Source organism: Sunxiuqinia sp. sy24, assembly GCF_052677165.1.
The window spans coordinates 51,572-76,458 of sequence record NZ_JBQYLH010000006.1; the positions used below are offsets into that span (position 1 = coordinate 51,572).

24 protein-coding genes are annotated in these 24,887 nt (G+C 43.2%); 12 read left to right on the top strand and 12 right to left on the bottom strand.

The window, feature by feature from the left end; genetic code table 11:
• Positions 1 to 111: 111 nt before the first annotated feature.
• From ACUNWA_RS07060 to ACUNWA_RS07090, 7 genes are all read right to left on the bottom strand, one after another.
• Positions 112 to 774, bottom strand: coding sequence for a Crp/Fnr family transcriptional regulator (locus ACUNWA_RS07060; RefSeq protein ID WP_445591188.1), 663 nt, complete (start codon positions 772 to 774; stop codon positions 112 to 114).
• Positions 775 to 1,154: 380 nt separating this feature from the next.
• Positions 1,155 to 1,364, bottom strand: coding sequence for a zinc ribbon domain-containing protein (locus ACUNWA_RS07065; RefSeq protein ID WP_445591189.1), 210 nt, complete (start codon positions 1,362 to 1,364; stop codon positions 1,155 to 1,157).
• Positions 1,365 to 1,431: 67 nt separating this feature from the next.
• Entirely contained in the window at positions 1,432 to 1,602 is a 171-nt protein-coding gene (locus ACUNWA_RS07070) for a hypothetical protein (protein ID WP_445591190.1), read from the bottom strand.
• A gap of 48 nt (positions 1,603 to 1,650) precedes the next feature.
• Positions 1,651 to 1,872 carry a hypothetical protein gene (locus ACUNWA_RS07075; protein ID WP_445591191.1) on the bottom strand — a complete coding sequence of 74 codons (222 nt, stop codon included), beginning with the start codon at positions 1,870 to 1,872 and terminating at the stop codon, positions 1,651 to 1,653.
• A gap of 30 nt (positions 1,873 to 1,902) precedes the next feature.
• Positions 1,903 to 2,748: an SPFH domain-containing protein gene (locus ACUNWA_RS07080; protein WP_445591192.1), complete on the bottom strand. Its 846-nt coding sequence runs from the start codon at positions 2,746 to 2,748 to the stop codon at positions 1,903 to 1,905.
• A gap of 95 nt (positions 2,749 to 2,843) precedes the next feature.
• Positions 2,844 to 3,074: a hypothetical protein gene (locus ACUNWA_RS07085; protein ID WP_445591193.1), complete on the bottom strand. Its 231-nt coding sequence runs from the start codon at positions 3,072 to 3,074 to the stop codon at positions 2,844 to 2,846.
• A 70-nt stretch (positions 3,075 to 3,144) separates the two neighbouring features.
• On the bottom strand, positions 3,145 to 3,738 hold the full coding sequence (locus tag ACUNWA_RS07090) for an RNA polymerase sigma factor (protein ID WP_445591194.1): 594 nt from the start codon (positions 3,736 to 3,738) through the stop codon (positions 3,145 to 3,147).
• A 159-nt stretch (positions 3,739 to 3,897) separates the two neighbouring features.
• Here ACUNWA_RS07090 and uvrA point away from each other — a divergent pair, with 159 nt between their 5' ends.
• On the top strand, positions 3,898 to 6,702 hold the full coding sequence (gene uvrA / locus ACUNWA_RS07095; RefSeq protein WP_445591195.1) for an excinuclease ABC subunit UvrA: 2,805 nt from the start codon (positions 3,898 to 3,900) through the stop codon (positions 6,700 to 6,702).
• A gap of 153 nt (positions 6,703 to 6,855) precedes the next feature.
• Positions 6,856 to 8,637, top strand: coding sequence for a hypothetical protein (locus ACUNWA_RS07100; RefSeq protein ID WP_445591196.1), 1,782 nt, complete (start codon positions 6,856 to 6,858; stop codon positions 8,635 to 8,637).
• A gap of 207 nt (positions 8,638 to 8,844) precedes the next feature.
• On the opposite strand, the gene ACUNWA_RS07105 is transcribed toward ACUNWA_RS07100, so the two are convergent.
• Entirely contained in the window at positions 8,845 to 10,179 is a 1,335-nt protein-coding gene (locus ACUNWA_RS07105; RefSeq protein WP_445591197.1) for an MATE family efflux transporter, read from the bottom strand.
• Between the two features lie 107 nt (positions 10,180 to 10,286).
• Here ACUNWA_RS07105 and ACUNWA_RS07110 point away from each other — a divergent pair, with 107 nt between their 5' ends.
• From ACUNWA_RS07110 to ACUNWA_RS07120, 3 genes are all read left to right on the top strand, one after another.
• On the top strand, positions 10,287 to 10,835 hold the full coding sequence (locus ACUNWA_RS07110) for a HEAT repeat domain-containing protein (RefSeq protein WP_445591198.1): 549 nt from the start codon (positions 10,287 to 10,289) through the stop codon (positions 10,833 to 10,835).
• 175 nt (positions 10,836 to 11,010) lie between these two features.
• Complete coding sequence (locus ACUNWA_RS07115) at positions 11,011 to 11,685, top strand: hypothetical protein (protein WP_445591199.1); 675 nt, start codon at positions 11,011 to 11,013, stop codon at positions 11,683 to 11,685.
• A gap of 411 nt (positions 11,686 to 12,096) precedes the next feature.
• Entirely contained in the window at positions 12,097 to 13,071 is a 975-nt protein-coding gene (locus ACUNWA_RS07120; RefSeq protein WP_445591200.1) for a PorP/SprF family type IX secretion system membrane protein, read from the top strand.
• Between the two features lie 45 nt (positions 13,072 to 13,116).
• On the opposite strand, the gene ACUNWA_RS07125 is transcribed toward ACUNWA_RS07120, so the two are convergent.
• From ACUNWA_RS07125 to ACUNWA_RS07135, 3 genes are all read right to left on the bottom strand, one after another.
• Positions 13,117 to 16,251: a PKD domain-containing protein gene (locus ACUNWA_RS07125; protein ID WP_445591201.1), complete on the bottom strand. Its 3,135-nt coding sequence runs from the start codon at positions 16,249 to 16,251 to the stop codon at positions 13,117 to 13,119.
• Between the two features lie 90 nt (positions 16,252 to 16,341).
• The gene (locus ACUNWA_RS07130) at positions 16,342 to 17,328 is read right to left on the bottom strand and encodes a dihydroorotate dehydrogenase-like protein (RefSeq protein WP_445591202.1); all 987 of its coding nucleotides are present in this window, start codon (positions 17,326 to 17,328) and stop codon (positions 16,342 to 16,344) included.
• Between the two features lie 59 nt (positions 17,329 to 17,387).
• On the bottom strand, positions 17,388 to 18,059 hold the full coding sequence (locus ACUNWA_RS07135) for a YggS family pyridoxal phosphate-dependent enzyme (RefSeq protein ID WP_445591203.1): 672 nt from the start codon (positions 18,057 to 18,059) through the stop codon (positions 17,388 to 17,390).
• A gap of 129 nt (positions 18,060 to 18,188) precedes the next feature.
• On the opposite strand from ACUNWA_RS07135, the gene ACUNWA_RS07140 reads away from it, so the two are divergent.
• The 3 genes from ACUNWA_RS07140 to ACUNWA_RS07150 all read left to right on the top strand — a co-directional run bounded on the left by ACUNWA_RS07140 (position 18,189) and on the right by ACUNWA_RS07150 (position 20,300).
• Complete coding sequence (locus tag ACUNWA_RS07140; protein ID WP_445591204.1) at positions 18,189 to 19,163, top strand: aminodeoxychorismate synthase component I; 975 nt, start codon at positions 18,189 to 18,191, stop codon at positions 19,161 to 19,163.
• Complete coding sequence (locus ACUNWA_RS07145) at positions 19,147 to 19,755, top strand: aminotransferase class IV (protein WP_445591205.1); 609 nt, start codon at positions 19,147 to 19,149, stop codon at positions 19,753 to 19,755. Before ACUNWA_RS07140 ends, ACUNWA_RS07145 begins: the two co-directional genes overlap by 17 nt.
• 176 nt (positions 19,756 to 19,931) lie before the next feature.
• Positions 19,932 to 20,300 carry a hypothetical protein gene (locus ACUNWA_RS07150; RefSeq protein WP_445591206.1) on the top strand — a complete coding sequence of 123 codons (369 nt, stop codon included), beginning with the start codon at positions 19,932 to 19,934 and terminating at the stop codon, positions 20,298 to 20,300.
• 199 nt (positions 20,301 to 20,499) lie between these two features.
• On the opposite strand, the gene ACUNWA_RS07155 is transcribed toward ACUNWA_RS07150, so the two are convergent.
• On the bottom strand, positions 20,500 to 21,645 hold the full coding sequence (locus ACUNWA_RS07155) for an App1 family protein (protein WP_445591207.1): 1,146 nt from the start codon (positions 21,643 to 21,645) through the stop codon (positions 20,500 to 20,502).
• A 58-nt stretch (positions 21,646 to 21,703) separates the two neighbouring features.
• Between ACUNWA_RS07155 and ACUNWA_RS07160 the strand changes: the two genes are divergently transcribed.
• The 4 genes from ACUNWA_RS07160 (at position 21,704) to nadD (ending at position 24,865) form a co-directional block, all read left to right on the top strand.
• The gene (locus tag ACUNWA_RS07160; protein WP_445591208.1) at positions 21,704 to 22,648 is read left to right on the top strand and encodes a diacylglycerol/lipid kinase family protein; all 945 of its coding nucleotides are present in this window, start codon (positions 21,704 to 21,706) and stop codon (positions 22,646 to 22,648) included.
• A gap of 155 nt (positions 22,649 to 22,803) precedes the next feature.
• Entirely contained in the window at positions 22,804 to 23,679 is an 876-nt protein-coding gene (locus ACUNWA_RS07165; RefSeq protein ID WP_445591209.1) for a YicC family protein, read from the top strand.
• A 34-nt stretch (positions 23,680 to 23,713) separates the two neighbouring features.
• Positions 23,714 to 24,283 (top strand): guanylate kinase, encoded by a 570-nt coding sequence (gene gmk / locus ACUNWA_RS07170; RefSeq protein WP_445591210.1) that lies wholly within the window; start codon positions 23,714 to 23,716, stop codon positions 24,281 to 24,283.
• A gap of 9 nt (positions 24,284 to 24,292) precedes the next feature.
• A complete protein-coding gene (gene nadD, locus ACUNWA_RS07175) occupies positions 24,293 to 24,865 on the top strand; it encodes a nicotinate (nicotinamide) nucleotide adenylyltransferase (protein WP_445591211.1) in 573 nt (190 codons plus the stop codon).
• The last annotated feature ends 22 nt before the right edge of the window (positions 24,866 to 24,887 follow it).

Genomic DNA, 24,887 nt, shown 5'->3' on the forward strand with positions numbered 1-24,887 from the left:
ATCTGGAATTTCTTCCAATTCTTTAGTTTGAGTATAAAAGTATAATTGAAAGTACTAAATCCTCAGACCTGAGGAGTGATATATTTCGAGGGAAAAATTGACATATGTCAATTAGCCATTTTTGCTGATCTTTATCAGCTCCAGCTCATTCAAAATCTCAATTTCATTACGTCGTTGTATAATGATTCCAGAGACCTCTAACTCTTTCATATTCCGAATGAAGCTCTCTTTGGTCATCCCCGACATTTCTGCAAATTCCTGCTTGCTTAGCTTATATTGAAAAGGATTTGCCTGATATATTTCATTCTTTAAATACAGGAGGGTGTCTGCCACTCGGCCGGGCATATATTTCTGGGTTAACCCAATCAAGGTATTTAACATCTGAATGCTTTGCTTATTATTATATTTCAGAAGTTCATAAGCAAAACGACTGTTGCGGGCAAGTAGTGTATTTAACCGACTAGAATCAATAAAACAACATTCAACAGTTGTTAGCGCAGTAACCGTGAAATGCCGAATATCATCACTAATTACACCTCCGGCGGTTACCAGGTTATGGGTAGAAATGAGCCGCATGATGACATTTTTACCATTACTCCCTTCAGCAACCACCTTGGCCAAGCCTTTTTTCATGCAAACAAAGTGAGTGGTCGATGTATTTTGCTTGATAATTGTTTCCCCTGGATTAAACACGACATTTCTGCGGCTAGTCATCAGGTAATCCATATCTTCTTTCGAAAGGCACTCGAAGATACTGGACTCTGCTTCAGGCAAGCAATTCAAGCAGCAGGTTAATCCACAATTTACACAATCATTTATTTCCGCTTCTTTAAACATCCGGTTTTAAGTCTGTAGTTAGAGTTAAATCACATGCTGGTATAAATATATATATTAATATTCGCATGCTTCAACAAATCATATCCTATTTTCATGCTAGGATAAACACTTCAATTTTTCTATTTTTTAATATACTGATAATACACGAATTAGAAAACCTGTTTCCCTCAAAAAATGTTGTACAATATTCCTTTAGGCAGTGATCATGCACAAAACAAAGTCAATAATACGCCTTCAGGCCTTGAGAGAAAAAAAATCAGCCTCAGGTGAAACGCGTCTAAAGCGCCTATATCAGCTCATAAAAAATGAAGAAAAAACTAATTGGTTATAAAATCCAACACACTGCTCGCTCCGGATGATCGAACGCCTTTGTAAAACTCGGTATATCCGCAAGCGGCACAAGAAACTACCGTAAAACGTCTGTTTTGAATATTGAAAAACTTAGTAAAACCTGAACCTGTCGTTCTAATTTCGTCGATTTCGGCCTTTTTACCACTACATTTCGGACAAACATAAACTTTTCTCATGGGGTATATAAATTAACGATTAATAAAACGAACTTGTGGCATTTCAATCAAAAGCTGACGGATGACTTTACTTTTTCTCTGACTCATTATCGGGCTTTCGGCCTGCCTCTTTTAATGCTTCATTTATGAGCCATTCCAACTGACCATTTATGCTACGGAAATCATCGCTCGCCCAACGTTCAAGCGCAGCATAATCCTCCGGATCTAAACGTAATACAAATGATTTTTTCTTTCCCATACTCATCCTATCCTCCCGTATTATTAGAAAACAACCGATCCCATCGAGCTAGAATCTCGACACCCAATAGGACACGGCTACAATTAACAGCAAAATCAAATAGGCTTCGACCCTGGCAAAATTCAAAGTCCACCCCAAAAGCTTGTTTCGCTTGGGTAAAATCGTGCGGTAATCTTTTCGATTGAAATAAAAAACGCCCCAAATATAATTTTCAGGATCATTCCTCATTTTGTCCAACTGAAATTGGTCGAATAAATCTTGCTTTCTCATGTTAAATCCCCTTCCTTTGAGTTATCGCTATCAATAAATAGAACCGGTATTGACCACCGGAGTAGCTTCCTTATCGCCACAAAGCACAACCATCAGGTTGCTTACCATGGTCGCTTTCTTTTCCTCGTCCAGCTCAACAATTCCTTTCTGCCCCAATTCCTCTAAAGCCATTTCCACCATACCAACGGCTCCTTCAACAATCTTAAATCGGGCGGCAACAATAGCGGTAGCCTGCTGACGCTTCAACATAGCCTGAGCAATCTCCTGTGCATAAGCCAAATAATTAATCCGGGCCTCCATCACTTCAATGCCAGCAATAGCAAGCCGTTCAGTCACTTCTTTTTCAAGTTCCTCATTGACCTCCTCGCCCCCGCTACGCAAAGTAATTTCGGCTTCATGATCTTCAAAATTGTCATAGGGATAAAGTCCAGCCAATTTCCGAATAGCCGCTTCTGTCTGAATCGTTACAAAATGCTCAAAATCATTGACGTCAAAAGCGGCCTTGAATGTATTATTTACACGCCATACGAGCACTACACCGATCATAACAGGATTACCAATCTGATCATTCACTTTGATCGGCTCGCTATCCAGGTTGCGGGCACGAAGTGATATTTTTCGCTTTGTAAAAAAGGGATTTACCCAACAAAAACCGTTCTTTTTGACGGTACCACGGTAATCGCCAAACAAAACCAACACGGCACTTTCATTGGGATTTACAATGGTAAAACCGACTGCTAAAAAGATAAAAACAACAATTAGAACGGCTGCAGGAATAGCCATTCCTCGCATAAAGCCCAGAATAATGAGAGCAAAAACAAAAAACTCTACAAAAACAAAAACATAGCCAGATACAGCATGATAATTCTTTTCCATAGCTTAAAGATTAAATTGATATTATTCTGATATCACTAAGCTACATAAAAAAAGCATCTTTGTCAAGATGCTTTACAACCATACTTACCTCACTGTTAGTTCTTAATAAACTCAATATTTGTCATTAAGCACGAGTTTAAAACATCGTATGATCTGGAGAAGTTCAAAACCTTCTGAACTGATTTTTCAGATGGAGTAAATGACTGTTCATTCACCGGCTGAAGCTCATCGCTTCCCATCAGGCTATTTGTTGTCATTTCCCGAGGTGCAAACCCATCAATAGTAAAATCATGAATAAAATAAGATAAGGTAAAACTCTTCTTCATAGGCATTTCGTTTCATTTTAAGATTCGAATAGAAAACGCCTTTGAAGATCGTTTATTGTCTGACCAGGACTTAAATTTTTGTCAGATGAAGTTTATTTTTTTCAATTAGTTTCCGCAGATTAATCAGCGCATAACGCATACGCCCCAAGGCAGTATTGATACTCACATCCGTCTGTTTCGAAATCTCCTTAAAGCTCAGCCCCATATAATGTCGCATCATAATAACCTGACGCTGATCTTCCGGCAACAAATCAATTAGCTTCCGCACATCTTCGGTAATTTGATCATACACCAGCTTATCCTCTATATTTTCATCGGAGTACTTTTGTGAATTGAAAAGGTCGATTTCGGTATCATCATTCGATGTTGTATTCAACAATTTTTCCTTCCTGAAGTGATCGATGATGAGGTTATGGGCAATGCGCAGCACCCATGAAACAAATTTTCCGTTCTCGGTATATTTACCGGTTTTCAACGAACGGATAACCTTGATAAAGGTGTCCTGAAATATATCCTCTGCAAGTTGATGATTTTTAACAATTAAAACGACGTAAGTAAAAACCCTGTTCTTATGTCGCCGGACAAGCTCTTCGAGAGCCAGTTGATCACCGTCTATGAAATTCTGAACGAGCTGATTGTCGTTCAACGTATCTGTATTGAACATTACTTTCTATTTATATTATATCGATAAACAAAAGTAAAATTCTTCTATAGGCGATCTATTTTAGGTGTGAGTAAAACAATTTGCTAATTTTGCACGTGGTAAAAATGATGGTTTTTTGCTTAAAAAACAAATTTATTCCCGGCAAAAAAAGATACGTTGATGGCAGAGATAAAAAAAACAACACAAGAAATACATATTAAAGGCGCTCGAGTTCACAACCTTCAAAATGTGGAAATCAAGATTCCCCGAAACAAACTTATGGTCATTACAGGCCTTTCTGGCTCTGGGAAATCATCCTTGGCCTTCGACACCCTTTACGCTGAAGGACAGCGTCGCTATGTGGAAAGCCTCTCCTCTTATGCCCGGCAGTTTCTTGGTCGGATCAACAAGCCGGAGGTCGATTTTATTAAGGGTATTCCCCCTGCCATTGCGATCGAACAAAAAGTTAACACCCGAAATCCGCGATCAACAGTAGGCACATCAACTGAGATTTACGATTACCTAAAACTATTGTATGCGCGGATAGGCCAAACGATTTCACCCGTTTCAGGACAGGAGGTCAAACGCCACCGGGCAACCGATGTGGTTAACTACATTTGCTCTTATCCATCCGACACCCGTGTGCTCATTTGCTCGCCTCTAACAGCAAAAAATGACCGCACCGTTCTGGAAGAAGCCGAGCTTTTACTTCAACAAGGGTTCTCAAGAATTGAAACCCCAGAGGGAATTAAGCGAATCGATCAATTAGTTGCTAATAAAGAGGCAGATTTTTGCTCCGGCAAGTGCAACATTGTCATTGACCGCTTGCAAGCCAGCCAGGACGAAGATAACGTAAGTCGAATGGCTGATTCGGTGGAAACGGCCTTTTTTGAAGGACATGGAACAACCATCATCAAAACCTATCAGGGCAATCAGGAGACTGAGCATGTATTCTCTAATTTGTTTGAAGCCGATGGGATTGAATTTGAAGAACCCACAGAGCACCTCTTTAGCTTCAATAATCCCGTTGGAGCCTGTCCTACCTGCGAAGGCTATGGCAAAGTAATCGGCATTGATGAAGACCTGGTCATTCCGGACAAATCGCTTTCCATTTACCAGGATGCAGTAGCCTGCTGGAAAGGTGAAAGCATGCAGAAGTGGAAGCATGAACTCATTCAACATGCGGCTAGCTTCAGTTTTCCCATACACAAACCCTATTATGAGCTGAATGATGAGCAACGCGAATTGCTTTGGACAGGCAACAGCTATTTTGAAGGCTTAAATGCCTTCTTTAAAATGCTGGAATCAAAAAGCTATAAAATTCAATACCGCGTCATGCTTTCGCGCTACCGTGGAAAAACAAACTGCACAGACTGCCGTGGAACACGCTTAAAAAAGGAAGCCAGTTATGTCAAAGTCGGAGGTCACTCCATTCAAGATTTGGTTTTACTGCCGGTAAACGAATTGAAACCATTCTTCGACGAGCTGGAAATTAAAGAACATGAGCAGCAAATAGCAAAGCGAATTCTGATTGAAATCAGTAACCGACTGGATTTTCTTGATGATGTAGGACTGGGCTACCTCACGCTGAACCGCCTGTCATCCACACTTTCCGGAGGCGAGTCGCAACGCATTAACCTGGCCACTTCCTTAGGATCAAGCCTTGTTGGGTCACTCTATATTCTGGATGAACCCAGCATTGGCCTGCACCCAAAAGACACGGAGCGACTAATCAATGTTTTACGAAAGCTCCAAAAAATTGGCAATACCGTCTTGGTTGTTGAGCACGATGAAGAAATTATCCGGGCTGCTGATGAAATTATCGACATTGGCCCCGAAGCTGGCGTACATGGCGGTCAGCTGGTTTTTCAGGGCAACCACAAACAACTAGTGAAGGCCAAAAACAGTCTGACAGCCGACTACCTGAATGGCACCAAAAAAATTGAACTGCCCGAGCGACGGCGGAAATGGAACAATTTCATCGAAATAAAAGGAGCCCGCGAGAACAATCTAAAAAACGTCACCGTCAAATTTCCACTCAACACCATGACAGTGGTCACTGGAGTCAGTGGCTCCGGAAAATCGACTTTAGTCAGCCGCATTCTTTACCCAGCTGTTGCTAAGCTGTTTGGAGTATATGGAGAAAAGACTGGCCAACATGACACCATCAAAGGTGATTTCAACCGCTTAACGTCGGTCGAATTTGTCGATCAAAATCCAATTGGAAAATCATCACGCTCAAACCCTGTAACCTACCTGAAAGCCTATGATGAAATACGAAAGTTATTTGCCGAGCAACAGGCTTCAAAATACCAAGGATTCAAACCATCGCACTTCTCATTTAATGTCGATGGCGGACGCTGCGAAGAATGCCAAGGCGAAGGAGAAATAAAAGTGGAGATGCAGTTCATGGCCGACATTCATTTGCAATGCGAAAGTTGCCATGGCAAACGATTCAAAGACGAAATACTGGAGATTCAACTACACGGCAAAAATATTCACGATATCTTGGAGATGACTGTCAACCAGTCTATCGAATTCTTCAATTCCTGTAAAGGCAATACAGAGAAAAAGATCGGGAAAAAGCTACAACCGCTGCAAGATGTTGGTCTGGGCTATGTAAAGCTCGGTCAAAGCTCCTCAACACTATCGGGCGGAGAAAGCCAGCGGGTAAAATTGGCCGCATTCCTGTCAAAAGAAAAAGATTCTCCTTCGCTGTTTATCTTCGACGAACCAACCACAGGACTTCATTTTCATGACATTAAGAAACTGATGGACTCCTTCAATGCGCTCATTTCAAGAGGACACAGCATTCTGATCATTGAACACAATTTGGAAATTATTAAATCAGCTGATTGGATCATCGATTTGGGGCCCGAAGGAGGTAAAAATGGCGGCCATATTTTATTTGAAGGAACGCCGGAAGATTTAATCAAAACATCAAATTCATTTACCGCGAAGGCTTTAGCCGAAAAACTGATATAACCTGAAGCTTGTCTAATACCGATTTTTTCTTTCAAACGAGATAAAAATCTGTATCTTTACGGGTGACAAAAGAGTGAATTATGGGATCCTGCATCAAAGCTTAAACATCAGAATGTCAAAACTTAAGATTGCATTTCCCTCAAAAAAAATCTAATGAATTTAAATAGGCATACCTTTAGTATTCCGGTCATGGGGCTGGGATACACCATAGACACCCCCGTTCGGGTGGCACACCTGGGGATATCATCTGTTATTTCCTTAGTTGATGATATTTTAATGGAAAAGATGCGCGAACTCTATAGTAAAAAGTTCGATATTCCGTATCAAACCATCACTACCAAAGTCGAAGACTTTCGGGCAAAACGCATTGCCGCATACCTGAATTTAGTTGACAAGCTGGTGAACGAAAAGCTTGAAGAAGTGGTGGAGAATTTCCACAAGAAGGAAAGTGAACTTGAAAAATATTTCGAATTGCTTCCGAACTCCACACAGATTCGCGAAAAATTCAACCATTTGCTTGAAAACACGAATCTTCAGGATGTGAAAAGCTGGTTGCACAACACGTTAAAGCCAGGTAATATTGATGTAAACATCATGACTAAGCTGGATAAAGCGAACTTCGAAAACCACGAAAAACTCCCCTCTGAATTCAATGACGCTCACGCTGCCTTGCGCGGATTTGCTACCAGCAATTTGAGCTCATCCTTAGTGCTTTCGGCAGGTATGAATCCCAGACTATACAGCTACCTCGAAAATTTCAGTGATTTCTATCCTGATGAGCAAGGACAGCTACGCAAGAAAATCACCCTGAAAGTCAGTGATTTTCGTTCAGCAATGGTTCAGGGACGTTTCCTGGCTAAAAAAGGTATCTGGATTTCGGAATACCGTATCGAGTCGGGCTTAAACTGTGGAGGACACGCCTTTGCAACCCAAGGTTATTTGCTTGGACCAATCATGCAAGAATTCAAGGACAAACGTCAGGAGTTGATCGATTCAACCTTTAGCGTTTACCAAGCAGGACTGAAAGATAAAGGACTAAAAGAACTGGATCAGACTCCCGAAGTAAAAATTACTGCTCAAGGAGGTGTTGGAACCCATGAAGAACACCAACTGCTACTGGAAGAGTACCAATTGGACAGTGTTGGATGGGGTAGCCCTTTTATGCTTGTTCCTGAAGCCTGTAATATTGACGAAAAAAGCCTGGAGCTGTTAAAGAATGCTGACGAAGATGACTTGTACCTGAGCGATGCCTCTCCATTAGGAGTGCATTTCAACAATGTGCGCGGAGCAAGCCAACAGCAAGCCATCCAAAACTACCTGAAAGAAGGAAAACCGGGGTTCCCATGCACCAAGAAGTACCTGGTATTCAACACAGAATATACCGAAGTGCCTATTTGTACAGCATCAAAACAATACCTTCGCAAGAAACTGAAAGAAGTGGATGAGTCGGATCTGACACCTGAGCAAAAACAAGCCAGGAAAAGTAAGCTTACAGAGAAAGAATGCCTTTGCGAAGGACTGACCAACTCGACTTACCTGGCCAATGGTCTTAAAACCGATAGCGATCGCAACGGCGTGAGCATCTGTCCCGGCCCCAACATTGCCTATTTCAAAAAAGTCGTTTCGCTAAAAGAGATGGTTGACCACATCTATGGAAGAATCAACTTGTTAAAAGACACCAAGCGTCCCAATCTTTTTCTGAAAGAGTTAAAGATGTATGTTGAGTACCTCGAAAACAAGCTGCAAGAAGCTCGTGCAGAACAAGATGATAAGCAATTGGTTTACTTACGGAAATTTCAGGCAAACCTAAAAGACGGAATCAGCTACTATCAGGAATTTTTCAAAAAGTATGAAGCCAAACTTCAGGAAATGAAGAAAGATGTTTTCAGCGATCTGGAAGCATTTACTAAAAGGCTGGAGCAGATTACCATTTAAGGTCTCTAAATAGATTAAAAAAGAATCCGGACACATGAAAATCACTTTCAAGTATCCGGATTCTTTTTTTCAAGCCGATCTGACCCCACTTACCACTTACCACTTACCACTTACCACTTACCACTTACCACTTACCACTTCCCTCTCAAATAACGTCTTGAAATAAGGTACCGGGAACACCCAAAAAACGATGAACGTTAAACTGCGTTAATCAAGCTTCTTCCACTCACGCGAAATGAAATAGGTGACAATCAAAGCCGAACAAGTATCAGAAATGGGCATAGAAATCCAGATTCCATTTAACTCCAGAAAATTTGGAAGAACAAACAACAGCGGAATCAATACAATCACCTGCCTCAACAAAGTTAGCAAAGTGGCAATTTTGGCTTTTCCTACCGATTGAAAAAAGTTACCAGCCACCACTTGAAACCCCACAACCGGGAGCGCCAGCATAGAAAGCCGAAGCCCTTGCTTACCAATAGCCAATAGCTGCGGATCGGAAGAGTTAAACAGCCCAACAATAAGTTCGGGGATAGACTGAACCAAGATGAACGCAATAATGGAGATAACAGTCGATGCAATCATCGCCAAGCGTAAAGTTTCTTTCACCCTACCTCCGGCATTTGCACCGTAGTTAAAGCCAATGATGGGCTGAGTAGCCATGTTGATGGCCACAATAGACATCACAATTAACGTAACAACAGAATTGATAATCCCCATCGCACCAACAGCCAAATCACCGCCAAACCGAATCAGCTTGGTATTAATTAAGGCCTGAACCGCCGAGTTAGCAGTCTGCATAAAAAAAGGCGCCATTCCAATGGCTAAAACTTCATTGATAATCGGAAGCTCCAATCGAAAATACTGAGGCCGCAACTTGACGATAGAGCGGTTGCTCATAAAATGCGAAAGCACCCACACGGTTAAAGCAATCAATGAAATCATCGTAGCATAGGCCGCCCCTTTCACCCCCATATCGAAACCAAAAATAAAAATAGGATCGAGGATTATGTTGATGCCCGCACTTAAAAGCATGGAATACATCGCTATTTTTGCATTCCCTTCACTTCGGATGACATTGTTCAACGAGAAACCCACAACCTGAAAAACGGTGGATAGCAAAATAATATTCAGATAATCATTTGCATATTCAATCGTTTCCGCGGTAGCGCCAAAAAGCTCCAACATGGGTCTTTTAATCAGAAAGCCAATAGCCATTATCACTCCGGAAACCAGAATCATCATGATAAAGCTATTCCCCAGAACCCGTTCAGCTTTATCCACATCCCGGCGCCCCATATTAATGGATACCAACACGCCGGCACCAATCCCAATCAACATACCAAAAGCCATCACAATCAGCATCACCGGAAAAATAACTGAAACGGCACTCAACGCCACAGCACTCACCCCCTGACCAATAAAAATCCGGTCAACAATATTGTACAAGGCATTCACAAACACCCCGATAAAAGCAGGTATAAAATATTTTACCATCAGACGAGGGATGCTGCCTTCGCCCAACTCTCTTGTTTTGTCCATAAAAAAAATTGGCTGCAAATGTACTGATTCAATTCAACAAATCAGGTATGCCTCCATTCCCTTTATTCTTTAGGAAATATTAAATTTGCAACTTAAAGTTAAAGTTCATGACAACAGAAAAATCACAAAAGATTAGTGCTCGCACCGTTGAACGGCTAAACTCGACCGATGCCCAAACTGCCATTCGAGCCATTGCCGACTTGAAAGAGAGTGGAAATGTCAACTACATCCCCACTTTAGTTGAGTTGCTACATACAACGTCTGATCCTGAAATAAAAACACAGGTACATATGCTTCTTGCCGAAATCAAACAAACAGAAGCAGTTCCCTTTCTGATCCAAGCCATCGAAAACAAAAAGTACAACAACGAACTCCAGCAGTTAGTTTCTGCCTGTTGGGAAAATGGGCTGGATTTCAGCATGCACCTATCACTGTTCATCAACCTGGTGATTGAGCATGACCTGATGATCGCTTTTGAAGCTTACACGGTGATTACCAACATGTCGGGGAAAATTTCAAAAGAAATGCTTGAAAAAGAAAGTGGCAAACTGAAAGAAGCGATCCTTGAAACCAATGAGCAAAAGAAAGAGCTAATGCATGACTTGTTGCATTTTCTTCCCGCTTTTGAGCGAGGAATTGAGCCACAAGCTTACTAAAAAGCTTTAGGAACTGTTAGCATTTAAATTGACCCTTATTTTCCCTTTGGCTCTTAGCAATTCGATTTCGTCAAAGCGAGACGCCGCAAAATAACAATTTAGATACGGAAGGCAACGCCAAGGCCTTCCTTTAGTCAGATTCCATAACAAACAGTCAATTTCAAACAAAAAACCCATGAAAACATTCAGGTTTGTTCTTGCCTTTCTCGTTTTCATTACTTCAGGGTTGACTGCTGCTGCTCAAGATTTTAGTGCTATCCAATATTATTCAACACCCATCCTGTTAAATCCATCCTATGCCGGATCGACGGGAGGAGATCGGCTTTTGGCTTCCGTTTATACCTCCTTACGGCAAAATACCAAATCGTATCAGAAGTTTATCAGTCATGATTTTTTTGTAAAGAAAAGAAGTTTGGCCTTAGGGTTTATTGGAGACATCCGGCGAGATCACATACAGCAGAACTATGTTCCCATTCTGGAACTTTCTGCTGCCAAATTTATCCCCTCAGCTTATCGCCGATTTTTCACCCCATCCTTTACCCTGGGGATTCATCACCCCTTGAAAGATCCCGTTCTATTCCTCGCTGATTATATGATCAACTCCAACCGTTTGTCCGAACAGGATTCAATACGTGAAAATAGTTTCTTTCGAACTACGGAACTTGTTGCCGGCGCAGGCGTCTTACTTTCCAATTATCTTGGATCGATAGGACTGGCAGGAAAAATAGGACGATCCTATAAAAAAATCCGGCCAACGAGAAGTATGATGAACTCCTTTGGCATGTTCTGTTACATGCTGAAACGATTCTCACCTGGTATCAGCAGGGCTTGTTATCGCGCCGCTATCTGATCCGACCGTGAGTAGTTTTACATTATGGTAATGAATTCACCCAACTTTTAACTGAAGTCACTGTCCTGCGCAAACAACTTGAAGCCGGTATTGGGTTCCTTCCTAAGTTAGACACCGGCCAAAGCCATTTCTCACTTCAGCTTGGGTATGATTTCAAGGTTCTAAAAGTCTCTTACCTGAGCTCTCTTCTAAAAACTCCTCAAGGCCTTCAAGATCCGATGCACAACATCAGCCTACGCGTGATTTTGCCGAAGCTAAAACGCCACGCCGTTCCGGTTCCGGCTCTCTTCCGAAGTTTATAAGCTGGATTTCCTGTTATTCAACACCCTCTGCTCTCAATACTGCAATTTTCGAACTTTAATATTACTTTTACTATTCGTGAAAAATGGACAACCCTAATCTGAATTCTGCGTGAAAAAGGCTCTTTTTCTCTTGCTATTCCTTAGCAATTTCATCCTGACTAGCGGGCAAGATGCGGAGTATTCACAATTTTATGCCAATCCTCTTTACTTAAACCCCGGATTAACCGGCACTTCAGCTGCTCCTCGTTTAGTTATGAACTACCGAAACCAATGGCCTCAAAAAGGAGCAACTTACATCAATTACAGCTTGTCCTACGATCAATATATCAAAGAAATGAAAGGAGGTTTAGGCGTCCAGTTTCAGAATAGCACCGAGCTCAATGGACTAATCGAAACTTCTTCGGGCTATCTATTTTACTCACATCACATTAAAGTTAATAAACGACTATTTATTGACGCCGGACTTCAGCTTGGAATAAGCTATAAGAAACTGGATTATGGCCGGCTCATTTTCCCGGATATGATTGATCAGCTTACCGGAATTACTTTTCCGGGAACCATGGAGCAACCTGAAAATGCAAGCAAGCTCTATCCTGATTTTGGCTTTGGAGCCCTGGGGCAATACGATACTTTCTTTTTTGGATTCAGCCTGATGCATTTAACACAACCTGACGAATCTCTCTTTACGGGAGACCAAAAAGGGAAATTGCCCCTAAAAATTACGTTACATGCCGGATCAAGAACACACAAGCTACATCGCGGGTTGTTGTCGCGCGAGTTTACGCTTTCACCCAACCTTATTTATCAGCAGCAGGGGACATTCAAACAAATCAACCTGGGCCTTTACATGCTGGAACAGTCGCTGGCCGGCGGAGTATGGTACCGGCAAAACCTGGGCGTACAACCCGATGCCTTAATCCTAATGGTAGGCGTTATGAAAGAGCGGTTTAAAATAGGCTACAGCTACGACTACACCTTATCCAGCTTATCCAATTACTCGAATGGGTCGCATGAGTTCTCGCTCACATTTTTTATTGGAGAAAAACACAGCAGTCGTGGTGCCTTGCTGATTCCATCGCTTTAAAAGAACCTTGCTGAATAGAAAAGAGTATTTACAGCCAAACTCAACCTAATAAACTAAAGTGACCGTCCCGGCTTGCCGATGACTTTCCCCCAGAAAATCCTGATAAGCCAACACCCAGGTGTAAACCCCGGTTGGTGCAGCCTGACCATTTTTCATAGTGCCATCCCAGCCCACAAACTCATCCTTAGCTTCAAAAATCCGTTCTCCCCACCGATTAAAAATCTGCATGTGGTAACCGGCTTCCTCAACGCCATCATGCTTGAGTAAGAACACCTGATTTTCAACACTTGAACTGTTCGGACTAAAAGCATTGGGTGCAAAAATCTGATCGGGAGCTACCAACACTCTCTGAATGGCCGTATCGGCACAGAAAAATTCATTTTCAGCAATCAGCTCCACCTCAAACCATCCCAGTCCGGCGTAACTGTATGCAGGCTCAAATTCAGCGGAAGTTCCTGCATCGTCGCCAAAATCCCACGCGTATCGACTTGCTCCTTCACTTTCATTTTCAAAATGAACAAGCGGTTCTACAATGCTAACTTCATTCGGACTCGCACTAAAAGCGGCAAGTGGCTTTGAATAAACCCGGATTGGATTCTGCTGCCAAGTGGTGTCCACACATCCGGTTAACGATGACCGGGCTATAGCAAACACCGCAAACTGCTGATCGGATGTATGAAACGTATTCGCCAATTTGGCCGGACCAGAAGCCGTTTCCTGCCCCTGATCAAAATTCCAGGAATAGCTCAACTCATCCATGGTATCCATCGGCAATGCCTGAAAGTTCACCTCCAAAGGCGAACAACCATCCAGCACATCAGCCGACAATTGAACCCAGGGTTTTCGCTTAACCCTAAAATTCCGAAGCTCACTTTCACAGCCAAACTCAGTAGTTATCTGAAGTCCGAGGCTGGCCTGTGGCTGATTCAACTTTAGCTGAAAAGGCCCCTGCCCCGTCCCCGGATCCTGTAAAACCTCTTCCGCCTCCAGAGCCGATAAATCCCAATGATAAGTATCCTGCGAGTTGGCAGTTCCGGTATACCGAACCAGAAGCTGGTGCGGAAAACAGGAATCCGGATCAAGATTCGTCTGTACGGTTGGCACCGGCCTTACTTTGATGAAGTCCTCCATTAAGCCATAATTTTCGCAGCCTTCCTCCGAAACAATTCGCAAGCCCACATCATAAAAACCATCCCCGGTATAGGTATAGTCCGGGGCTTGCTCCTGGCTTGAACCTCCGTCGCCAAAGGACCATAAAACCTCCGAAACCGGCTCACTCGTTTGGGCTGAAAATTCAGCATGAAAAGGCTCGCACCCTTCGTCATCCACCACACTGATTTCAATATTTGGAATGACTTTGATGTGCTCCCATAAAGTATCACTCAGGCAGCCTCCTTCATTCACCATCAGTCCCAACTTCCGGTTATCGCCCCGGTCAAAGCCCAAGGCAACAGCAACCTCGGTTAATCCAATCCCTCTAGCGTAAATGGAATCTGAGAAAAACCAGGAGTAGTTTGCATCCAATGTCCCATCACCCATATAAGCAACATCCAGGTTGTAACCATAACATTCCGATTCATCAATGCTGAAATCGGTCGTTGGCGTTTTGTAAAAACTCAGGTTCAACGAATCTTTGGTCACACAACCGTATTGGTCTGTTGCCGTCAGGTAGGTTTTATAAGATCCCCAATCCGTAACATTAGCTTGTGAAAGGGTGTTGCTATCTGAAAAATCCAAGGCTGAATTCAATGGCTGCCAGGCCAACTGCCCTTTATCCAGAGCAACTGTTATTGCTCCAGTTTTTGAATCGCAGAATAAGGTATCAGTATCCGTCAGGTCTATTTTGGGATAGGCATGCACCGTCACCTTCACCTCCTCCGTGGTTGAGCAGGCAAACTCATTCTCAACCCGCACTTGATAAACTCCGGCTTCTGAAGTAAAAAATACCTGCTGATCAATGCCGGTACTCCACGCATAAAGAGCATGACTGCCTGCATCCAATTCGGTGCTGTCTCCCATGCAAATATTCCGGTCTCCTTCAAAATCCACAACCGGAACAGGATTCACAATCACCCTAAAATAAGCAGAATCCGAACAAACACCATTCCTTGAAACTACCTTGTAAACCATTGTTTCCATCGGTCGGGCAATCGGATTGGAACTGTTTGGATCGTCCAGTCCGGTTTTGGGAAACCATTCATAAGAACCTATAAAATCATGATTCAAGCGAACTTCTTCGTTTTCACAAATGGTTTTTACCGTATCCGTATCAAATTGAATGTTCCAAACATTGATCTCCAAGGCAGCTGACAAGCTGATCTCCGAATCGCCTTCCATCCCTCCAAACTCAACAATATAGCCTTGCGGAAAGTAATATCCGGAACCACCTTCATCCGGTAGGTCATTCCATGACTTATCAGCATGAGCTGGATTTTGATTGATGTGGGCATAGTCCTCATCTCCCAGGTTGTTAGGCTCCCCCGAACTCCAAAACGAATACTCACCATTAACAGCCCCACCATTGTAATTACCTCTCCAAAACAAGGTTCTGTCGGCAGCAGGACCGGTCACCCAACGCCAGTCCCCCTCATCCTGTGCATCACTGGCACCAATCCAACCAACTCCCTGCACTTTGGTCCAGATAAAATCATTTTCCGCCTTCGATTTGATTGTTGCCAAATACCCCTTTAAGTTGTGATATCTTTTGCCTTCTGCCGCAAGCTTGGCATCGATCCAGGAGATCCCGGGACTGCTGATGTATTGATAGAAATGCCCTGTGGCAGGTAAGTAATCGGCATCCTGTAAGGTAATGGCAATGGATCGTGTGCCATTGGTGGGCGAATCTGCAAGATTGGTATAAGCAATGCGTTGGATGGCCTCCTCGTACGCTGCTGCCGTGGCTGCTCCAGTCAAGAAAAGTGTCCCAAGCTCGGAATCCCATCGCCCGGAAATGTTGGCGGTTTCATCCAGACTCAGCTGATCTTCTCCTTGGATGTAGTTTGAGATTGAAACTTTCAGTCCATCCTCCACGGCATCGCCTTCAATGCGAATGCGCTCCCCAAATTCGACAGGTTCGCTGCAATAATCAACCGGCGGCAAATCAATGGAACTGATTTCGGGTTGGGCCAATAGCAATTGGCTGCAAAAAACAAATCCAATGACCAGCACATTCCTTTTCATAAAACAGATGTTATAATGATGTCCTGGTCATCGGAGATAAGTTAGTTGTTCGTTATATAAAACCGGAGTGGAGCATTCAGGCTCTGGCCTCTAGTTTCTGGAAGAGAAATATTTCATAAACTGCGAACGTTCATACATCATCGGATCTTTAATTCGGGCATACGACAAGCGGCCTCTAAACGAATCGATGGTTTCGAAATTCCACTTATCCATAAAAGCTTCGAGATCATTCAAAATACCGTTAATTACCTGGGCACCCTGAATATAAACAACTGAGCACACCTGCGTTACCTGGGCCCCCGCCAACAATTGCTTGGCAACAGCAGCGCCATCGTGAATTCCGGTTGAAGCCGCTATTTCAAGTTTAGGAAGCGCTGCGCTTACCAAGCCTACCCACCGCAGCGAACGACGGATATCCGAAGGATCGCTAAAAACGTCGGAAGCAGAAAGCTCGAGCTTCTCCAAGTTGATGTCTGGCTCGTAAAAACGGTTAAACATGGTTACAGCAGCCGCACCGTTCGCCTTCAGTTTTTCAGCCATCGAAACCAGGTTTGAAAAATAGAACCCAATTTTGACCGAGACCGGAATACTTACCTCTTTTTTCACTTTATTAAGTATATCAATATACAATTGCTCAATTTCTTCTCCCGATTGGTGACGATCGGTCGGAACCACAAACAGGTTTAACTCCAAAGCATCGGCACCCGCCTTTTGAAAGTCCTGAGCAAAACTGGTCCACTCTTTGGCTGTAATGCAATTGATGCTGGCAATGATTGGAATAGAAACTGCACTTTTTGCCTCTTTAACCAATTCCAGGTGACCGGTAATGGAATTATTGCGCGTATAATTCCAGATGTAATCTTCGGCTTCCGGATATAAGTTTTGAGGATCTTTATTGATAAGATGACTAACCTCGCTGTTAATTTGCTCCTCAAAAATTGATTTTAGTACCACCGCTCCAGCACCCGCCTCTTCCAGCGCTTTAATCTTGTCGACAGTATTGGTTAAGCCCGAACTGGCTACAACAATAGGGTTTTTCAATTTTAACCCCATATATGTGGTTTCTAAGTTTGCCATATCTTTCTTTTTTTAATTATCCGAATATATTAAAAAAAACCGCTATAAATTCATGTTATTCAATGGTACTCCCGATCACCAAAGATTTTACTCCCTACCCGAACGATGGTACTCCCTTCTTTAACAGCTAGTTGATAATCACCCGACATCCCCATTGAGATTTCAGAAAAAGAAGGTTGATCCTTAAAATAGCGGGTTTTCAATTCATCAAAGATAATCTTAAGCGACCGGAATTCCTTCCGGACCTGGGTCTCATCATCGGTATAGGTAGCCATTCCCATTACACCTCGCACCTCGACACTGTCGAGCGAAGCAAAAGTCTCGCTTTCCAAAAGTTCTTCGGCCTCAGCCAGGTTCAACCCGAATTTTGTTTCCTCCTCAGCAATATGAAACTGAAGCAAACAAGGAATTACCCGCTTGTTTTTTTGCCCTTCCTTATTAATTGTTTTCAGCAGTTTTAACGAATCAATTCCATGTATCAAGCTCACAAAAGGAGCCAGGTATTTCACTTTGTTGGTTTGCAGGTGTCCTATAAAGTGCCATTCAATATCCTTGGGCAAATCCTCATTCTTTTGTACCAATTCCTGCACCTTATTCTCACCAAAAACCCGTTGTCCACCTTGGTAAGCTTCCAGAATGGCCTCCTTTGGTTTTGTTTTCGACACCGCTACCAGGCAAACATCGCTGGTAATTTCCTTTTTAATGCGTTCAATATTCTCCGTAATTTCCATATCTAATAATGTGTAGCACAAATTTACTAAAGCAGCCGCAATTGCACATGTAAAATTCACTATTTTTAAAACTGAATCCAAATGCGGTAATCGCAGTTCTCAAGGCATTTTCTTATCTTTGAGCCCTTCATGATCACCACCAAAAAAGATACTATTTTAAAGATGAACGCGTTGGGGAAAGCCAAGCGTCCGTTTGTTTTTCTGATTGACTTCGATTTTAAAAAACCAATCGTATTGGAATGGGAAGAAAGCCAGAGCCAGCTACTGTGGCAAACCCCCAAACATACCAATTTTAAAGAGCAGAAACCCGTTAACCAGCCCTTTCGCTGGAAAGTGCTTCCGGTTTATTACGGACGCTATCAGAAAGCCTTTGACTTGGTTCAGCACCACATCCATAACGGAGACAGCTATTTGCTTAACCTGACCATGCCCAGCGGCATTGAAACCAATCTGAGTTTAGAGGATATTTTTCATCAAAGCCATGCCCCGTACAAGGTCATGCTGAACAATCAATTTGTATGCTTTTCCCCGGAAATCTTTGTCCGGATTGAAAACAAAGAGATTTCCTCATTCCCCATGAAAGGGACCATTGATGCAACACTGGAAAATGCCGCATCCATTCTGATGAACGACACCAAAGAACTGGCCGAACACAGCACCATTGTCGACCTGATTCGAAACGACATCAGCATGGTAGCCGACCAGGTGCAGGTGGAAAAGTTTCGCTACCTCGACCACATCAAGTCCAACCGGAATGAGCTGCTGCAAATGAGCTCAAAAATCACCGGAAAGCTTCAGCCCCATTACCGCAAAAACCTGGGCAATTTGATAGCCAAACTTTTGCCTGCCGGTTCAATCTGTGGCGCCCCCAAGAAAAAGACCGTGGAAATTATAAAAGCAGCCGAAAACTACGACCGCGGTTATTATTCCGGCGTGTTTGGTGTTTTTGACGGACAAAATCTCGATAGCTGCGTGTTAATTCGCTACCTTGAGCAGCAAAACGAAAAGCTGATTTTTAAAAGTGGCGGCGGAATCACCTTCCAAAGCGACTGTCAATCGGAATATGAAGAACTGGTAAAAAAAGTCTATGTCCCTCTTGCTTGAAACCCTCAAACTGGAAAACGGCAAACTCCAAAATTTGCCTTACCATAACCAGCGGTACAACAAAGCCCGGCAGGACTTATTTTCATTGCACTGGCAAGACTTAAGCGAACGTATTACAATACCCGAAAACTGCCGAAACGGAATCTTTCGCTGCCGGGTGCTTTACGCTGAAACCATTGAAAAGGTGGAATTCATTCCCTGGCAAGCCCGCTCCATCCGATCGTTGCAACTGGTTTATGACGACCAGATCAGCTACAGCCACAAGTTTGCCGACCGTTCCCGCTTAGAATCTCTTTACAGCCAGCGCGGAACAGCCGATGAAATCATCATCGTTAAGCAAGGATTGGTTACCGACAGTTTTATTGCCAACCTTGTATTTTTTGATGGGGAAAAATGGTTTACTCCTGCTCAACCGTTATTGCAAGGTACCCAACGTCAAAAATTACTCGATGAAGGGCAAATTCACGAAGCTATCATCACCGATAATGAGCTGTTTGAATACCAAAAAATAGGTCTGATCAATGTTTTTTACAACTTGTATAACATGCCTGTGCTCGAAATCTCTCAAATCAAAAAAGCATCTATCCGCTAATAGTCAATCAAATAACAAAGAGCCTCTTTTTTGTTTCGCAATTTTATACCGTTCGAAACAAAAAAAATAGTGAGCATGCTATCAAACCTATTTTTTTATTGAGTCATTTTCGTATTTTTCGACAAGATTAAAACTTAAAAAATAAGGTAAAAACTGCCTTCTTTGGCGTAAAATATATGGAGGATAAAACAATGGCTGTCAGTAAACCAAGAGTAATAAAAGACTTTGAAAAGCTGGAAAACAAAATCCAGGAGCAAATCAAATTAGTGTACCCGGAAGGGTTCAGCCAACACTTGATTACATTTAACAATAAAGACGGCTTGCTGGTAAGCGCCCTGCCATTCGAAACGGATGAAAAGTACTATTTGGTCCGAATGACAACTCAACAAGCCGAGGACATCATCAGCGATGATGATGATTACGATGATGATGGTACCCTGAAGGATGAATCGCGCTCGGAGTATGAAGACAAATATGCCGAGCTGGACTATATTGCTGAAAACCTGGAAGACAATGCCGATGATGATGATGATGATGACGACTAGGGCAATACGATAATCACAAAAAAAAGATTGCCGTTTCGGTGATCCTTTTTTTGTGCTTCCGATTGATCCGATCCGACGGAGGCATCGTGTAGTTATAAGATCGAGCTTGCACGAAAAAATTCGCCCCCAAATGGGGTCGCGCATTGCCAGCACTATACCATTAAAATTGGGGGAAAATAGCTGCACCAGCTAACAACAGCTAGTCATCCTCTTTCAAATCTTCCTGAGCATCCCGTACAATACCAGCCTCTGAATCAGCCGCTATCAGGTTGTTTTCAATCGCATGCCGAGCCGCTTCAACGGTATCGTGAGCCAAAATCATAGGCACATGGAGCAGCTCCAACCGTACTTTAATTTCACTCAGTCGTCTGTATCTTCCTTTCTTTCTCACCACCCGAATGTAAATCGCCCGAATACGACTCGGGTACTCTTTGGCAATTTGAGAGTAAATTTCCGGATCGTGCTGTCCATTATCGCCAATCAGGATGAAGGACATACCGGGATAGATATCAAACAGCGCTTTAATTTTTCGATACTTATGCTGATGATCGCCACCGCCCGACTTCCAGAACTTCAAAATATTCACCTTCAACTCGCGTAACAAAAACACCCCTTTGGGGAAACCGTTGTAAATGCAAAAATCTTCCAACAAATCGTACAAATTCCACTCGCTGCTCGACACGTAGAAAAAAGGATTGAATTGCTTCCCATCCCGGCCAACATGCAGTGCCCGATAGAAAGCGGCCACCCCCGGAAAAGGTTTGCGCGTACGCGAATTCCGCCATAACATCAACCATAACTTGCGCAGCGCTTGTGTTGCGTGACTAACTAAAATGGTATCATCTACGTCCGACACCACGGCAAATTCGCAGTCTGCTCCAGGAATCAGAATTTCACCCCGGGTACTCACCTGCCGGTCATCTTCCGTAATGTCTGAGTGAAGCGTGGCAACATAAGGAATCCATTCGGACTTTTTCTTTGACGCCAATGCAACCGTGTCAAACCTGACTTTAAACAAGCCCGTGTCGCCGGTAGTCGCCTCCTGCCGTTGCCCGTCAACATCAATAGTAACAAGCGCCCCCGGAATTTCATCACTTGAGTAGCGTTTAATCATCGCAAGCAGATTCTCCCATCGGGTGTGCTTCTCATCTGGCTTGGCCATTCCCTTGTCTTCGGTCACATAACCACTCACCAACAAGGTTTCACCATCACCATACCCGTGGTAAGGGATAATAATAGGCACCCTCAGCCAGCCCAAACGGTACTTGACAAACAATTTGATGCGCTTATAAACACTTTTTGTAATCTTCTTAAAGTATCGAAATGTTTTTGGTGCCTTAACCATAAGTCTACTTTTTTGGCATGAGTTTTATAGCCTACAAACAAAAAAAGATGCATAACATATGCCAAACAAGCCATTGAACACACCGCAAAGAATCTTATTTATAGTCAACCCAATTGCGGGTGACATCGTTAAAGATGACTTTAAAGAAAAAATTGAAACATTTTCGGAGAAACGAAATTTTGCTTTTGAAATTCAGTACACTAAAGGCGAAAAGGACAACCAGCTCATTGCTGAAGCAATCCGGAGATTTGTCCCGGACAAAGTCGTAGCTGTTGGTGGTGACGGGACCAGCAACCTGGTCGCCAAAATTCTGATCAACGAAAAAATTATCATGGGAATAATCCCCATGGGCTCAGCCAATGGGCTGGCCAGAGAACTGAACATTCCGCAAACGCTGTCTGATGCTCTGGAAGTTGTTGCAGCCCAGAAAACAAGAGCCATCGACACGGTAACAATCAACGGCACGCACCTGTCGCTTCACCTGGCCGACATTGGCATAAATGCTCAGGTTATCAAACGTTTTGAACGCGACAGCATCCGGGGTTTTACAGGTTACGCCAAACATTTCATCCAAGAGCTTTTTGCTGCTAAACCGTTCAAATTTGCAGTAACGCTGGATCAAAAGAAAATCACCCAAAAAGCACATATGGTGGTCATAGCCAATGCAACAAAATATGGAACAGGTGCCGTCATCAATCCCCGGGGAAACATCAGCGACGGGCAGTTTGAAATCATTTTTGTCCGTCCCTACTCCATGTGGCATTTGTTTCAAATGATCATTCCCTTCTTCACCCACAAAATTCACGAATTAGACTACGTTAAAAGCTTTAGTGCCCAAAAGGTGACCATCCATAATTACGGTAAAAAAGAACTCCAAATTGATGGGGAACTTATTGGACGCTTAAAGGAGATAAACGTGGAAATAAATCCTCAGGCGCTGGAAATACTAATCCCGGAACGTCGCAGCAAATATTTCTTTTCAAGCGTAACTGACGAAACCTGATTTAAGTTTCCGATGAAACAATGCCACGCTCAATCAACAAAAATCCAGGATTCCAACTTTCTCCGTCAAGCCCTGCATGACCTTAAAAACTTACTTGAGCATGCCCTTGAACTCCTATTAAAATATTAACTTTGCAGGCAACTAAAAATTACCGCATGATCAAATCGATGACTGGCTACGGAAAAGCCGAATTTGAAACCGGAAACAAAAAAATTACGATTGAGCTGAAAACACTGAACAGCAAGCAACTGGATATTAACTCCCGGATACCGGCCCTTTACCGTGAAAAGGATATTGTAATACGGAAAGAAATCAATGAGAAACTGGTGCGTGGAAAGATGGATTTCTCGCTCTACCTGGAAAACCTGGGTACCGAGAGTAACTCAGCCATCAACGAAAACATTGTAGCAGCCTATTACCGCCAGCTGAGTAGCATCCACGAAAAACTGGGTCTGCCAATTACCGACCAGATCATGCAATCCATTATGCGTTTGCCCGACACGGTAAAAACCGTTTATGAAGAGTTGGATGAAAAAGAATGGGAAACCATTTATGCCAACGTTCAAAAAGTAATTGCATCGGTTGATCAATTTCGGGCTCAGGAAGGCATTGCCCTGGAAAAGGACATTCGCTCAAACGTTCAGGAAATCATGCAGCTGATGAAGCAGGTTGAGCCCTTTGAAAAGCAACGGCTGGAAAATGTTAAAACACGTATCTCAGACAGCTTGAATGAGTTGAACCTGAATGGCAACTACGACCAAAATCGTTTTGAGCAGGAGTTGATCTATTATATGGAAAAACTGGACATCAACGAAGAGAAAGTGCGCTTGCTCAACCATTGCAACTATTTCCTGGAAACCATGGAAAGCCATGAAGTAGCCGGAAAAAAACTGGGGTTTATTGCACAGGAAATTGGTCGCGAAATCAATACCTTGGGAAGCAAAGCCAATGAGAGCAACATCCAGCGTATTGTGGTGCAAATGAAAGACGCCCTGGAGCGTATCAAAGAACAAATGCTAAATATCCTGTAAACGGGCACACAGCCATTTTAGAATTTAGTTGAACATGAAAAAAGGTAAGTTAATTATATTTTCAGCCCCTTCCGGAGCTGGCAAAACAACCGTTGTCAAACATCTGTTGAGTCAGAATTTGGGACTGGAGTTTTCGATTTCGGCCACCAGCCGCCCACCCCGCCACACCGAAACCCATGGCAAGGACTATTATTTCCTGAGCCAGGACGAGTTTCAGCAAAAGGTGGCCAATGGAGACTTTCTGGAGTGGGAAGAAGTTTACCCCGGAACAAGTTACGGTTCGTTGAAAGAAGAAGTAGAGCGAATTCGCAACAAGGGAAAGCATGTTGTGTTTGATGTGGATGTCGTTGGTGGTATCAACATCAAAAAATACTACGGCGATGAAGCCCTCGCTGTTTTTATTCAACCACCATCCATCGAGGAATTGCGTAACCGCTTGGTAGGACGCTCAACCGATGCACCTGAGGTGATTGAAAAACGCGTGGAAAAAGCCGCCTACGAATTAACCTTCGCCCCCAATTTCGATGTTATTTTGGTTAGCGAAGAATTGGAAGTAACCTTGGCCAATGCCGAAAAACTGGTTACTGATTTTATCCATCGCTAAACATCGGTTATGAAAGTTGGACTCTATTTCGGAACATTTAACCCCATTCATATTGGTCATTTAGCCATTGCCAACTACCTGGTTGAATTTTCTGAAATTGACCAGCTGTGGTTTGTTGTCAGCCCGCAGAGCCCGTTTAAAACCAAGCAGAAACTGCTGGACAACTACCAGCGGCTTGAATTGGTCAATCGGGCCATTGGCAAAGACCACCGCTTTCAGGCTTCTTCCATCGAGTTCAACCTTCCCCGCCCCTCCTACACCATCGATACGCTGACGTATTTGAAAGACCAATACCCGTCGTATGATTTTACGCTGATCATGGGGGCCGATAATCTCGCATCGATTGAGAAGTGGAAAAATGCCGATATGCTCTTAGCCGACTATAAGTTGCTGGTATACCCGCGTCCGGGATTCGATAAAGAGCAGCTGAAAAGTCATCCTAATATTCAATTTATTGAAGCTCCGGTTATGGAGATTTCGGCCTCGTTTATCCGCAAGGCCATAGGCGACGGTAAAGACATCCGACACTTTATTCCGCAGGGAACCTGGCAGTACATTGAAGAAATGCGCTTCTACCATTAAGCGGTCTCCTTCGAAAGCTCAA